This window comes from Ezakiella coagulans, from assembly GCF_003096635.1.
GTDB lineage: Bacteria > Bacillota > Clostridia > Tissierellales > Peptoniphilaceae > Ezakiella > Ezakiella coagulans.
In genome coordinates, this window is sequence record NZ_QEKV01000002.1 from 224,664 (window position 1) to 239,278 (window position 14,615).

Here is a 14,615-nt window from a genome sequence, read left to right on the forward strand (position 1 = left end):
GCCCTTTAATGTAATAAGAAATTTCTGCGGGCTTGAACTGAATTTGATATAAGGAGATGGTTGTATGGCAAAGAAAACACCGCTTTATGATGCTCACGTAAGACTCGGCGGGCATATGGTTGAATATGCAGGTTGGAATCTTCCTGTGGAGTACAGCGGACTAAAAGAAGAACATGAAGCTGTTAGAGAAAGGGCCGGAATATTTGACGTTTCTCACATGGGAGAAATTTGGGTAACCGGAAAGGAAGCTGAAAAATTTGTTAGCTTTATGATGACAAACGACATTATGCGTCAAAAGGACAATCAAGTTCAATACACATTTATGTGTGAACCGAACGGATTTGTTGTTGATGACTTATTGGTTTACAGATATAACAATGAAAAATATTATTTAGTTGTTAACGCAGCAAATGTTGACAAAGACTTCAAGTGGATTTTAGAAGAATCCAAAAAATTCGACGTTGAAGTCAAAAACGTTTCTGATGAAACAGGTCAAGTTGCAGTGCAAGGACCAAAGGCTGAAGAAGTTGTTCAAAAACTAACAGACGAAGATTTGTCAAAAATCACGTTCTTTACATTTAAAGACGGAGTTGAAATTGCAGGAAAGAAGTGCCTCATTTCAAGAACAGGATACACCGGAGAAGACGGATTTGAAATCTATACGGACACCGAATCAATTAAAACTGTTTTTGATGCAGTGCTTGAAGCAGGAAAGGATGTAAACCTACTTCCTTGCGGACTTGGATGCAGAGATACACTACGTTTTGAAGCCTCACTTCCACTTTATGGACAAGAAATCGGACCTGACATCAACCCGGTTGAAGCAGGATTTAAATTCTTCGTTGATTTAAAAACAGGAAATGATTTCAACGGAAGAAAAGCACTTGAAGAATACGCTGCAAATCCAAAGAGAGTTCTTGTAGGATTTGAACTTGAAGGACGCGGAATTCCAAGAGCAGGATACAAGATTGAAAAAGACGGAAAAGAAATCGGACATGTTACAACAGGTTACTTGTCACCAACACTTGGAACAAGAATAGGTAACGCACTCATTGAAAAGGAATACAAAGGTATTGGAAACACATTTGATATTATGATCAGAAATAAACCGGTACCTGCAAAAATCATATCAAAGAAATTCCTAGAAGCAAGAGGAAACAAACACACAAAGTAATTTGTGATGTAATAAATTAAGGCAAAAAGCCAATATAAGGAGGATTATAATGGAAGTTAAAAAGGATTTATTTTACACAAAGGACCACGAATGGTTAAAAGTTGATGGCGAAGAAGCATATATAGGACTTTGCGACTACGCACAAGAACACTTGGGAGAAATTGTTTACGTTGAATTACCGGATGAAGATGATGAATTTGAAGCAGGCGATTCAGTTGCAGCAATCGAATCAACAAAGGCAGCAAGTGATTTGTTTGCACCTGTAGCAGGAACTGTTGTTGAAGTAAATGAAGAACTCGAAGACGCTCCTGAAATGTTAAATGAAAAGCCATACGATGCTTGGATTTGCAAAATCAAAATGGAAAATGCAGACGATGTAAATGAACTTATGTCAGCTGCAGATTATGAAAAATTCTTACAAGAGGAAGCATAGAATGCATCCATATCTACCACATACCGACAACGATATTAAGAGCATGCTCGAAGCTATCGGTTTGGAAAGTGTAGATGATTTATATTCAGACGTTCCTGAAAGCATGAGAATGAAGGAAGCTTTGAATTTGCCGAAAGCAAAATCCGAAATTGAAGTTAGAAACATTATCGGAAAGCTTGCAAAGAAAAATCTTTCATCTGCAGATGTTCCTTCATTCCTCGGTGCAGGACTCTATGATCACTACATTCCAAGCATTATAGCTCCGATTGTAAGCCGTGGAGAATTCTTAACATCATACACACCATATCAACCTGAAGTATCACAAGGAACTTTACAATACATTTTCGAGTTCCAAACACTTCTATGCGATTTGACCGGAATGGAAGTTGCTAACGCTTCCGTTTACGATCATTCAAACGCTGTGGTTGAAGCTGCTATAATGTGTGCGACGGTCAATAAAAAGAATAAAGTTTTAGTAAGTGAAACATTGAATCCAAGCTCAAGAAAAGTTTTGGATAATTATGCAAAAGGACAAGGTATCGAAGTAGTTCTTATCAAAGAAAAAGACGGAATTACTGATATTGAAGATTTAAAAAATAAAATTGATGACGATGTAGCTTGCGTTATGGTTCAAAGCCCTAACTTCTTCGGTATTATCGAAGATTTAGAAGAATGTGCAAACATAACACACACCGCAAAGAAAGCCTCATTTGTCGCAGCAGTTGATCCAATCAGCTTAGGCGTTTTGAAAAAACCTGGCGATATGGGTGCGGATGTTGTTATTGGTGAAGGACAAGCTCTCGGTATAGCAACAGAATTCGGAGGACCGCTCCTCGGATTTATGTGTACAACCGAAAAGTTCCTTAGAAAAATGCCGGGAAGAATTGTCGGTCAAACTGTCGACAACAACGGTAAACGCTGCTATGTTTTGACATTAACAGCAAGAGAACAACACATACGTCGTGAAAAAGCAACTTCAAATATTTGTTCAAACCAAGGTGTAAATACACTTGCAGCAACAATGTATATGTGTCTTTTAGGTAAACAAGGTCTCAGAGAAGTCGCAATTCAATCTATGTCAAAGGCTCACTATCTCCAATCAAAACTTGAAGAAAAAGGCTTTAAGCTCAAATGGAATCAACCTTTCTTTAAAGAATTTGTAGTTGAAGGACTAACAGCTGACAAGCAAAGAGAACTATTGAAAGACAAAGAAATGATCGGTGGTTTCGGTCTAAAGAGATTCTTTAAAGACTATGACAACGTAATGTTTGCTGTTACTGAAAAACGTACAAAACAAGAAATGGATAGATTAGTAGAACTTTTAGGAGGGAAATAATGTTTAGAAAATATGATAAATTAATTTTTGAAGTTTCTACTCCGGGAAGAAAGGGCTACAATTTACCACCTCTTGACGTTGAAGAAACTGATTTAAAGAGTGCAATTCCGGAAAAATATCTTGCGGACTCATGTCCGAATTTGCCGGAAGTAAGTGAAGTTGATGTTATCAGACACTTTACAAATCTTTCGAACAAGAACTACGGAGTTGACACAGGATTATATCCGCTTGGAAGTTGTACAATGAAGTACAATCCTAGAATAAATGAAGAAATGGCTGCTCTTCCGGGCTTTGCGGGCATTCACCCGTATCAAGATGAAGATGAAGTTCAAGGAGCTCTTGAGCTTATGTACAATCTTCAAGAACAACTAAAAGAAATTGCCGGAATGGACGCCGTTACACTTCAACCGGGTGCAGGTGCTCACGGAGAGCTCACAGGTATAAAGATTATTAAGGCTTACCATGAAAAGAATGGTGATACAAAGAGAAATAAGGTTATCGTACCTGACTCAGCACACGGAACAAACCCTGCAACTTCTGCAGTTTCAGGATTGATTCCTGTTGAAGTTCCAAGCGATGAAAACGGTTTGGTTGATTTGGATGCACTGAGAGCTGCAGTCGGCGACGATACAGCAGGACTTATGCTTACAAACCCGAACACACTTGGAATTTTTGACCAACACATAAAGGAAATCACAGGCATAATCCATGAAGCAGGCGGACTTTGCTACTATGACGGTGCAAATGCAAATGCTATCTTAGGTCACTGCAGACCTGGTAAAATGGGATTTGACGTTATTCACTTTAACGTGCACAAGACTTTCTCAACTCCTCACGGAGGCGGAGGACCTGGTGCAGGACCTGTCGGTGTAAAGAAAGAACTCGAAGAATTCCTTCCTGTTCCGGTAATTGAAAAAGACGGAGACAAATTCCACTTGAACTATGATAAGGAATACTCCATCGGAAAGATGAAGAATTTCTATGGACATTTCGCTGTTCTTGTAAGAACTTATTCTTACATTTTGAGCATGGGTTCAGATGGTTTGAAACAAGCTTCTGAAAGAGCTGTTTTAAATGCAAACTACCTCTTCCACCTTGTTAAGGATTACTATAATGTTCCGGTTGATACACTTTACAAACATGAATTTGTATTGGGTGGATTAAAAGACTACGAAAAGTCAGGTGTAACAACTCTCGATGTTGCAAAAGGACTTATTGACAGAGGATTCCATCCACCAACAGTATACTTCCCGCTAATTGTGAACGAAGCACTTATGGTTGAACCGACTGAAACAGAATCCAAGGAAAGTTTGGAAGAATTTGCTGCTGCTCTTATTGATATTGCAAAGACTGCAAAAGAAAATCCGGAAAGCTTGAAGAAATCACCTCTTACAACAGATGTGTCAAGACCTGACGAAACATTGGCAGCAAGAAAACCTATCGTTAGATACGAAAAAGAAGCAGAATAAAATAAATTTTTAATAAAATGAAAGACGCGAAGTTAATTTGACAGTGCTTGCACGAGATTTGTTTGATTCTCGCGTCTTTTCATTACATAGAGGTAATTATGAGTGAAAAACAAAATCGACTCCAAAAAGTCGAAAATATTATTAAACAAAATTCTTCAATAAGTAAAAAACAAGTGGCATTTATTATCATCGGAGTTCTAATGATTGCGGCGTCAATTCATTTCTTTCTTTTACCGAGCAATCTCTCTCTTGGTGGAGCGACCGGACTTGCACTTATTCTTGCAAAACTTTTACCGCTCGACACTGGACCGCTTTTACTTATTGTAAACGCAGTATTATTTATTATTGGATTTATATTAATAGGGAATAAATTTGGATTTTTAACCGTCATATCGACTCTTGCACTTTCGGGCACTGTTTGGGTTTTGGAAATTTTGATTCCAATGAATGCACCGATTGTACAAAATACATTCTTGAATTTAGTTGTAGCTGTTCTTATCTACGGCATAGGGGTCGGATTTGTTTTAAATCAAGGAGCCTCAACGGGCGGCTCTGACATAATTGCTAAGGTTTTATATAAGTATTTGGGGCTCGATCTTGGGAAAGGGTGCCTTGTAACGGACTTTTTAATAACTCTTGCCGTCGGTTTTACTTATGGCGTTGAAATTGCACTATTTTGTTTAATTGGAGTTATAATGAACGGGCTTATAATAGACTATACAATAGATGGTCTCACCGCAGGAAAGCTTTGCTTCATCGCAACTGAACACCCTAAGGATGTCAGTTCGTTTCTTATTCTTCTTGGAAGAAGTGCTACGATTTACGAAGCAACCGGTGCATATACTATGGAAAAAAGAACAATTGTTCAAACTGTAGTTACAAACAGAGACTTTATCAAGCTTAAAAACCACTTGAAAGACTTGGACAAAAATGCATTCATGATTGTTTCAAGTGCACACCAAGTTTTCGGTTTTCATTGGAAAAGTTTCGATGATTAGAAAAAAAGACTTTTATTTTTCTTTTAAATGTGATACAATTGAGTTGTACGGTTGATATTTATTTATAGATTATTATAGAAAGGACCTGGTCGCAAGACTTATATTATAGGGGGGTAGCATGAAAAAACGTTTTTTAACAGTTTTGTTGTTTGTACTTTTTTTTAGTTTTGCCGTTAAAGCTGAGACTGAAATAAGTAAGATGACAGGCATAAAAGATCACAAATACAATATAAAACCCTATAGTGTTAGTGATTCAACCGGCGAAACGATCTATATGATTCCGCTTCGCGAAACGTGTGAGACACTCGGCTTTGATGTTCATTGGAATGGAAAAGGCAATATTTCTGTTTCAAAAGGAATGTTCAAAGCTACGCTAACCGTTGGTCAGGACAACTATAAAAATAGATATGGCGATCAAATAAAATTGTATTTGAGTCCGAATATAAAAGATGGAGTAACTTACGTTCCTCATATTTTCTTTTACTATGTTTTGGACCTCGATGTGTTTTATTTAAATGACAACTTATATTTCAGATATAAGATTGATGACATAATGCCTAAAGTCTACAGTAAATATATTTATGAAATAAATAAAGTAAATGAAAAGGATGCCGACGGAAATATTAAAAAAGTTTCCAAAAAGGCTGTTCCACTGAAGTCAACCTATATTGTTTATCCTTATATTGAAAATCAAAAGCATTCGTTTGTGAATAAAAAGCTTGAAGCTTATATAAAAGAAACTTTTGATAAGTATGAATATGACAATTTGTATGTCAAATATGATATAGGGATTTATGACAAGAATTTTCTTAGTGTTATCTTTGACGGATTCTTGGAAAAAGGTAAAAAGAGAAGAAAGATATTCAACTCAATAAATTTTGATTTGAAGAAAGGAACTGTTCTAAGTCCGGATGATTTTATAAAAGTATCCTGGAAAGACAGAGAAAAGATTGTAAACAAACTTAAAGAAAGTTATAAAAAAGGACAATTCATGTTCGGAGACTTAAATATGTATCTTATGAAAGATGCTGTTATATTTTTCGTTCCTGAAGCTGATCCGATTCCGATGGAATATTATAAAAATTATGAAATCAATGATATTTTGTCAGAGGAATATAAGAAAAGATTTTAATTAAATTTTTTTGAAAAAGTGTATCTAGGGATCCACCTATGGAAGGACCGAGCGATACAAGAGAAGAGTAATCTTCTCTACACCGAAGGGAGAAAAGCCCGGGCGGGTAGGTTTTTCCTATCCGTTCGGGCTTATTTTATTTTAACGATTCAATTTTTGAGGAGGTATTAAATTGAAGGCAGCTATTATTATGGGAAGCATTTCTGACAGAGAAATCGCAGAAAAGGCAAAGAAAATTTTTGACAAGTTTAATGTTGAAACACATATGGAGGTAATTTCTGCACACAGAACTCCAAAGAGAGCTTTTGAATTTGCTGAATCAGCAGAAAAAGACGGAATTGAAGTTATTATTGCAATCGCAGGAAAGGCTGCACATTTGGGTGGAGTTATTGCTGCAAACACAATTGTTCCGGTAATTGGTATTCCTGCAAAGACATCAGTTATGGGTGGTATGGATTCACTTTTATCGGTAGTTCAAATGCCAAAGGGTATTCCTGTTGCAACTGTTGCAATTGACGGTGGAGAAAATGCTGCATTATTAGCAATTTCAATGCTTAGCTTAAAATATGATGAACTAAAGAAGAAATTGGTTGATTATAGAAAAGAATTACAAGACCAAGTAGTAGAGATGAACAAGGAACTCGAGGCTTAATTTATTATAATTTTTCGGAGGACTTAAAATGAGTGGTATAGCGGGTGTTTATTCCGATAAAGACGGTGCTGCAGCATATTTATATTATATGCTCTATGCTCTTCAACACAGAGGACAACAATCATGTGGTATTGCAACCTACAACAACGGACTTATGGATTATTACAAGGAACAAGGTTTAGTGAGCGATGTTTTTAAAGATGACAGAGTCACTCAAATGAGAGGAAATTTGGCAATTGGTCACGTAAGAATGGCTTCAAGGGGAGAAGGATTTGAATATCCATACAATCAACCTATCGTCGCCGGATACAGACATGGCGCACTTGGAATTGTTCATGACGGTTGCATAACAAATGCTGCAAAACTCAAGAATGATTTACAAATGAAGGGCTACATGTTCCAATCAAATCTCGACACAGAGGTTATTGCAACACTGATTGTAAAAAATTACAATATTGATTTGGAACATTCGATTATTGACACGCTAGACATGCTTATGGGCTCATATGCTCTTATTGTCATGGCGGAAAATGTTATTTACGCTGCAAGAGACGAATATGGAATAAAACCTCTTTCAATAGGAGAGCTGAACGGTCGCTATCTTGTTGCAAGTGAAACTTGTGCATTTGACTCAATAGGTGCGAAATTTGTTAGAGATGTGCTGCCGGGAGAAGTAATAAGAATAACAGACAAAGGTCTTGATATTATTAGAAAAGGCGATGCATCAAAGAGAAAACTCGGTGTTTTTGAAATGGTTTATATCGCAAGACCGGATTCAATTATTGACGGCAGGAGCATTTATTTGAGCCGTTTAAATGCCGGAAGAATTTTGGCAAAAGAACATCCGCAAGATGCTGATTTGGTAATCGGTGCACCTGACTCCGGAATAAGTTTTGCTGTAGGATACTCTGAAGAATCAGGAATTCCATACACAGAAGGAATTATAAAGAACCGTTATGTCGGAAGAACTTTCATTCAACCAAATCAAGAACTCCGCGATTTGGGTGTAAAAATTAAATTAAATCCGATTAAGGAATATATTCAAAACAAGCGTTTAGTATTAGTCGATGACTCAATTGTTAGAGGAACGACAATGAGAAGAACTGTAAAAATGCTTAGAGATGCAGGTGCAAAGGAAATTCACGTAAGAATTGGAAGCCCTATGGTTAAATATTCATCAAATCTTATGATGGATACACCGACGAGAGAAGAACTTGTTGCAGCAATGCACACAAAGGAAGAAATTACAAAGATGATTGGTGCTGATAGCCTTGAATACATTTCACTTGAAGGACTTTTCAAAGCTTTTGGCGGCGATGATTTTACACAAGGGTGTTTCACAGGAAAATTCCCGGAAGGAACAATTTATAAAGGAGAAGAATAATGGCTATTTCATACAAAGATGCCGGCGTTGATAAGAACGAAGGCTACAAGGAAGTAAAACTTATAAAAGAGCATATTAAAAGAACTCTAAGGCCTGAAGTTATGGCTGACATTGGAGGTTTTAGCGGATTATTTAAACTCAAGGACTACAAAAAACCTGTTCTAGTTTCAGGCACAGACGGTGTTGGAACAAAACTAAAATTTGCATTTATGACCGGTATCCACAACACAGTTGGAATTGATGCTGTCGCAATGTGCGTAAATGACATTTTGTGTCAAGGAGCGGAACCTTTATTCTTCCTTGACTATATTGCAACCGGAAAACTAATTGCAGAAAAAATGGCTGACATTGTTGAGGGCGTTGCAGAAGGATGTGTTCAATCCGGATGTGCATTAATCGGCGGTGAAACAGCTGAAATGCCGGGATTCTATTCGGAAGATGAATACGACATTGCAGGCTTTGCAGTCGGATGTGTTGAAGAAGACGAAATCATAGATTACGAAAAAAGCGTCAAGGTCGGAGACGTTCTTGTGGGACTACCTTCATCGGGCGTTCACTCAAACGGATTCAGTTTGGTCAGAAAAATTCTCGAAACAAAAAATATTGACCTAAAGAAAGTTTATGATGGCTTTGATAAACCACTCGATGAAGTGCTTTTGACACCGACAAGAATCTACAAAAAAGCGGTATTTGAAGCATTAAAAACAAATGCTGTTCACGGAATGTGCCACATCACGGGTGGAGGTTTCTACGAAAATATTCCAAGAATGATGCCTGAAGGTATGGCTGCAAAAGTCACAATTAAAGATATCAAAACGCCACACATTTTCGATTTGATTCAAGACTGGGGCGGAGTTGAAACAAAAGAAATGTACGGAACATTCAATATGGGAATCGGATTTGTTTTTGCGATTGAAAAAAATGCAAAGGACGATTTTATTAAAACCCTTGAAGGAATCGGCGAAAAACCGGTTGTAATTGGTGAAGTTGTAAACCAAGAAGGCGATAAATGCGTAATCGAAGAGCTATAATTTTGATTTCCGGATCGGGCACAAATATGCAAGCAATCTATGAAAAATGTAAAGTCATAGATATCATGCATGTTTTTTCCGACAGAGATTGTTATGGTATTGAAAGAGCGAGGTCTTTGGGGCTTCAAGCTGATTATGTAAAAGCCGATTTTTTTAAAACTGTTCATGAATATGTTTTAAAAGAAAAAATTGAGCTTATTATTTTGGCGGGATTTTTAAGAAAAGTGCCTGAGTGGTTTTTCTCAGGTGCTCCGCCGATTTTAAATATTCACCCGGCACTTCTTCCGAAATACGGCGGAAAGGGCTGTTATGGTGAGCATGTGCACGAAAAGGTGTTACATGCAAATGAAAAATTTAGTGGAGCAACTGTCCATATTATTGATGAAAATTACGACAAGGGCAGGATTTATCTGCGTTCTTTTGTAAATATTGAGGGGTTAAAGACAAAAGAAGAAATTCAACAAAAGGTGCTTAAAACAGAGCATAACGTTTACAATTTGGCTATCACAAGTTTTGTAAGGGAGGAATTATAAATGAAACATGCACTTTTCTCATGCTATTTTAAAGATGGTATTGAAAATTTCGCAAAAGAATTGGAAGAAAACGGATATAAGATTATTTCGACGGGTGGAACTTTAAAAGCTCTTGAAAAAGCCGGCGTTAATGTAAGCGACGTTTCAGAGTTTACAGGTTTTCACGATATGTTGGGTGGAAGAGTTAAAACACTTCATCCAAAAATTCATGCCGGAATTTTATATCGTAGAGAAAAGCCTGAAGATGTCAAGGAAATAAAAGAACTTGGTACACAACCGATTGACATTGTGGTAAATAACCTCTATCCATTTAAAGATACTTATTTAAGCGGTGCAAGCGATGATAATATAATTGAAAAAATTGACATCGGCGGACCTTCGATGATTCGTGCAGCGGCAAAGAATTTTAAATATACTACTATTATTACAGACAACGCTGATTTCGAAAGAGTTATTGCTGAAATCAAGGAAAATGGAAATACAACACTTGAAACAAGAAGAGATTTAGCAAGAAAGGCATTTATGCTCACCGCATATTACGATGCATGGATTGCAAAATATTTCAACGAAAAATGTGGAGTTGAATTCCCTGATGAAATCACACTTCCGCTAAAGAAAATCAGCGAGCTTAGATACGGTGAAAATCCACATCAAAGAGGATTTGCATACACTCTATATAACGGGGACGAATCAGGAATCGGTGAAGCAAAGCAATGTCAAGGCAAGGAGCTTAGCTACAACAACTACAACGACGCTTCCGCAACAATCGAAATGGTTAAGCTGTTCTATAAAAAGCCGACCTGTGTTGCTGTTAAACACACAAATCCTTGCGGAATCGGTGAAGCTGACACAATTCACGAAGCATATTTAAAAGCATATGCATGTGACGATCAATCTATTTTCGGTGGAATTGTTGGATTCAACAGAGAAGTCGACAAGGCAACAGCTGAAGAACTTGTAAAAATTTTCTTGGAAGTTATAATCGCTCCTTCTTATACAAAAGAAGCACTCGAAGTTTTTGAAAAGAAAAAGAATTTGAGAGTTCTCGAAGTTCCGGGAATCAGCGAAGTAAGAAAAGGTGGTCTCGACATGAAGGTTCTACCTGGAACTGTAATTATGCAAGACCACGACGACAAAGAAGATTGCAAATTAAACGTCGTTTCAAAGGCTCATCCGACAGATGGCGAACTTGAAGATTTGATTTTCGCACTTAAAGCTGTAAAATTTGCAAAGAGCAACGCAGTTGTTTTGGCAAAAGACGGCGCAACAGTTGGAATCGGTCTTGGAAATGTAAACAGATTCTTTGCTGTACAAGCTGCTCTTAAACAAGCCGGTGATAAAGCGAAGGGTGCAGTGCTTGCTTCTGATGGATTCTTCCCATTTGACGATTGCATAAAACTTCTTGCAGAAAATGGAGTAAAAGCAATTGTAGAGCCTGGAGGATCTATAAAAGACGAACTCTCGATTAAAGCTGCCGACGAACTTGGAGTATCGCTTCTCTTCTCAGGCACAAGACACTTTAAACACTAATATTTATACGGCGGGGATTTTCCCTGCCGATTAAATATAATAAATTTTGGAGGTTTTTATGGAAAAGTATTTCAAATTAAAAGAAAACAAAACCGATGTAAAAACTGAGATACTTGCAGGTATAACGACATTCATGACGATGGTTTATATCCTCGCAGTAAATCCGGGCATGCTTTCTGAAACAGGAATGGACTTCGGCGGTGTTTTCACAGCAACAGCTCTTTCAGCAGGTGTTGCAACACTTATCATGGCATTATATGCAAAATATCCGTTTGCACTTGCTCCGGGTATGGGTCTTAACGCATTCTTCACATACAGCGTATGTATCGGAATGAAACAAAGTTGGCAATTCGCATTAACAGCAGTTTTAGTTGAAGGTATCATATTCATTTTACTCAGCTTGTTAAAAGTTAGAGAAGCAATTTTCGATCTTATTCCGCTTTCACTTAAAAAAGCTGTTTCCGCAGGTATCGGACTTTTTATCGCACTTGTTGGTCTTAAAAATGCCGGAATCATTGTTGCAAACGAAGGAACAACTATTGGTCTCGGTGATTTGACAGCAAATGCTTCAATAGTTGCACTTTTGGGACTTATTGTTATTGCAATTTTATATGCAAGAAATGTTAAAGGTGCACTTCTTATTGGAATTATAATTGCAACAATAATTGGAATTCCACTCGGTGTAACAACACTTCCTGAAGGATTTAAAATTTTCAGTCTTCCACCGTCACTCAAAGACGTTGCATTCAAATTTGTACCGTTCAGCGAAATAATGACTAAGGATTTCTGGATTATAGTTGTCACATTCCTATTCGTCGACATTTTCGATACAGTCGGAACTTTGGCTGGCGTTGCTTCAAAATCAGGAATGCTAGACAAAGAAGGAAAACTACCGAGAGTTTCAAGAGCACTCACAGCTGACGCTGTCGGAACAATTTTCGGAGCATGCATGGGAACATCAACTGTTACAACATTCGTTGAAAGTTCAGCCGGTGTTGCAGCAGGCGGAAGAACCGGACTCACATCAGTCACAACGGGAATTATGTTCATACTTGCACTCTTCATTGCACCGTTATTTGCAATCATCCCTGCAGCTGCAACAGCACCGGTACTAGTTGTTGTCGGTGTATTTATGATGAGCGCTGTAATGGAAATAAATTGGCACGATTTAACTGAAGCAGTTCCTGCTTTCTTAACAATTGCAATGATGCCGTTCGCATACTCAATTGCAGAAGGAATCGTATTCGGAATCGTAAGCTACACTCTCATTAAAACATTCACAGGCAAAGCAAAAGACGTATCTGCACTTATGTGGGTACTCTCAGTCCTATTTGTCTTGAGAGAAATATTCTTATAAATTATTGTGTTTTGCATCTATTTATTATATAATCAAAGTAGGTGCAAAACATTTTTTTATTTGGAGGACATATGCAGATAAAAAATCTTACTATAACATTAAAGAAAGACCAAAGAAAGATTATTGATGGCCTCACATTTTCTATCAACGAAAACGAAAAGATTGCACTCATAGGAGAAGAGGGAAACGGAAAGTCGACAATTCTGAAAGCGATTTCAAACGAAAGTGAAAATTTAGAATATGCAAATGTCAAAGGTGAGATCAGTAAAGATGAGTCAACGATATATGTTCCGCAAATTTTAAATGCAGCAGATCTTGAAAAGAGCGTTGAAGAGCTTCTTTATGATGAAGAAAGCTCCGAAGCCGACGTTTCGGAATTTTATAAAATTTTAAATCAGTTTGAGCTTGAAATCTACGATTTAACAAGAATACTTAAAACATTTTCGGGCGGTGAGAGAGTAAAGATTCTTATCTCTCTTGCGATTTCAAGAAATCCCTCGCTCTTAATTCTGGATGAACCGACGAACGATTTGGACTTCAAATCAATTGAAGCTTTGGAAAAAATCGTAAAAAATTACAACGGAAAAGTTATTTTTGCAAGCCACGACACGCGATTTATTCAAAATGTGGCAAATAAAATCATGCACTTCGAACTTATTGAAAATAAAACAAAATCACGCGTGAATGTCAGCTCGAACGACTACGATACATATGTGCAAAATAGGGAAGAAGCGATTAAAACACAGACACAGAGAGCAAAAAATGACGAAGCACGTATGAATGAAAAAGAAGAACGTTGGAGAAAAGTTCACGACAAAGTAGAGCGCGATCTGAGAGCGGAGAGAAACGATCACATGGGCAGGCTTTTAAAAAAGACTATGCACGAGGTCAAGGCGAAAGAAAAAATAATTGAGCGTGAGAAAGAGTTTATGACGAAGATGCCGGTGTACGAAGAGCAAATCTTTGTAAACTATAACAAAGAAAGGCTTATTGAAAACGGAAAATGCGTTTTATGCTTAAAGCTGCCGGAACTCGAAATTGACGGAAAAGTTTTGTCGAGGGATATAAACTTGGAGATTTTCGGTCCGAAAAAAATTGCGATTGTTGGAAAAAACGGAGCCGGGAAAACTACGTTTTTAAATGAGATAAGAAAAAACATCAGCCCCGATTTGAGAGTCGAGTATATGCCGCAAAACTACGAAGACGGTTTGAATTTATACGAAAATGCGATTATGTATCTTAAGAGCGAGCATACAAAAGACGAGGAAACAAAGATAAGAACATATCTTGCAAGCTTAAAGTTCACGAAAGATGAGGTCACTCAAAAAACTCAAAACTTGAGCGGCGGGCAAAAGGCAAAACTCTTCTTTGCAAAGATGCAATTAAAGAATCCGGAAGTATTGCTTCTTGACGAACCGACTAGAAATATATCACCACTTTCACTTCCGATGATTACGGGAGAGATGAAGGAATTCGGCGGAGCAATCATCTTTGTTTCGCACGACAGATATTTTATCGAAGAAGTCGCGGACGAGATTTGGGAACTTAATGAAAACGGACTTAAAAGAATTTATTTTGAATAGAGA

General features: G+C 37.5%; 13 protein-coding genes. All 13 read left to right on the forward strand.

Annotated features, from left to right (window positions below):
- Positions 1–64 precede the first annotated feature (64 nt).
- The 13 genes from gcvT to C7381_RS02585 all read left to right on the forward strand — a co-directional run bounded on the left by gcvT (position 65) and on the right by C7381_RS02585 (position 14,612).
- The gene (gcvT, locus tag C7381_RS02525; RefSeq protein WP_034544857.1) at positions 65–1,174 is read left to right on the forward strand and encodes a glycine cleavage system aminomethyltransferase GcvT; all 1,110 of its coding nucleotides are present in this window, start codon (positions 65–67) and stop codon (positions 1,172–1,174) included.
- Positions 1,175–1,223: 49 nt separating this feature from the next.
- Positions 1,224–1,607, forward strand: a complete 384-nt coding sequence (gcvH, locus tag C7381_RS02530; RefSeq protein ID WP_034544859.1) for a glycine cleavage system protein GcvH — start codon at positions 1,224–1,226, stop codon at positions 1,605–1,607.
- A 1-nt stretch (position 1,608) separates the two neighbouring features.
- Complete coding sequence (gcvPA, locus tag C7381_RS02535; protein ID WP_034544861.1) at positions 1,609–2,943, forward strand: aminomethyl-transferring glycine dehydrogenase subunit GcvPA; 1,335 nt, start codon at positions 1,609–1,611, stop codon at positions 2,941–2,943.
- Complete coding sequence (gcvPB, locus tag C7381_RS02540) at positions 2,943–4,412, forward strand: aminomethyl-transferring glycine dehydrogenase subunit GcvPB (RefSeq protein ID WP_034544862.1); 1,470 nt, start codon at positions 2,943–2,945, stop codon at positions 4,410–4,412. The genes gcvPA and gcvPB overlap by 1 nt, the downstream gene beginning before the upstream one ends.
- Positions 4,413–4,510: 98 nt before the next feature.
- On the forward strand, positions 4,511–5,410 hold the full coding sequence (locus C7381_RS02545) for a YitT family protein (RefSeq protein WP_052085322.1): 900 nt from the start codon (positions 4,511–4,513) through the stop codon (positions 5,408–5,410).
- 118 nt (positions 5,411–5,528) lie between these two features.
- Positions 5,529–6,542 carry a stalk domain-containing protein gene (locus C7381_RS02550; protein WP_034544863.1) on the forward strand — a complete coding sequence of 338 codons (1,014 nt, stop codon included), beginning with the start codon at positions 5,529–5,531 and terminating at the stop codon, positions 6,540–6,542.
- A 172-nt stretch (positions 6,543–6,714) separates the two neighbouring features.
- On the forward strand, positions 6,715–7,194 hold the full coding sequence (gene purE, locus C7381_RS02555; RefSeq protein ID WP_034544864.1) for a 5-(carboxyamino)imidazole ribonucleotide mutase: 480 nt from the start codon (positions 6,715–6,717) through the stop codon (positions 7,192–7,194).
- A 28-nt stretch (positions 7,195–7,222) separates the two neighbouring features.
- Positions 7,223–8,578 carry an amidophosphoribosyltransferase gene (gene purF, locus C7381_RS02560; RefSeq protein WP_116479762.1) on the forward strand — a complete coding sequence of 452 codons (1,356 nt, stop codon included), beginning with the start codon at positions 7,223–7,225 and terminating at the stop codon, positions 8,576–8,578.
- Positions 8,578–9,609: a phosphoribosylformylglycinamidine cyclo-ligase gene (gene purM, locus C7381_RS02565; protein WP_116479763.1), complete on the forward strand. Its 1,032-nt coding sequence runs from the start codon at positions 8,578–8,580 to the stop codon at positions 9,607–9,609. The genes purF and purM overlap by 1 nt, the downstream gene beginning before the upstream one ends.
- On the forward strand, positions 9,588–10,142 hold the full coding sequence (locus C7381_RS02570) for a formyltransferase family protein (protein ID WP_116479764.1): 555 nt from the start codon (positions 9,588–9,590) through the stop codon (positions 10,140–10,142). Before purM ends, C7381_RS02570 begins: the two co-directional genes overlap by 22 nt.
- Complete coding sequence (gene purH, locus C7381_RS02575; RefSeq protein ID WP_116479765.1) at positions 10,143–11,672, forward strand: bifunctional phosphoribosylaminoimidazolecarboxamide formyltransferase/IMP cyclohydrolase; 1,530 nt, start codon at positions 10,143–10,145, stop codon at positions 11,670–11,672.
- 58 nt (positions 11,673–11,730) lie between these two features.
- Positions 11,731–13,029, forward strand: a complete 1,299-nt coding sequence (locus tag C7381_RS02580) for an NCS2 family permease (RefSeq protein ID WP_116479766.1) — start codon at positions 11,731–11,733, stop codon at positions 13,027–13,029.
- Between the two features lie 71 nt (positions 13,030–13,100).
- On the forward strand, positions 13,101–14,612 hold the full coding sequence (locus C7381_RS02585; protein ID WP_116479767.1) for an ATP-binding cassette domain-containing protein: 1,512 nt from the start codon (positions 13,101–13,103) through the stop codon (positions 14,610–14,612).
- The last annotated feature ends 3 nt before the right edge of the window (positions 14,613–14,615 follow it).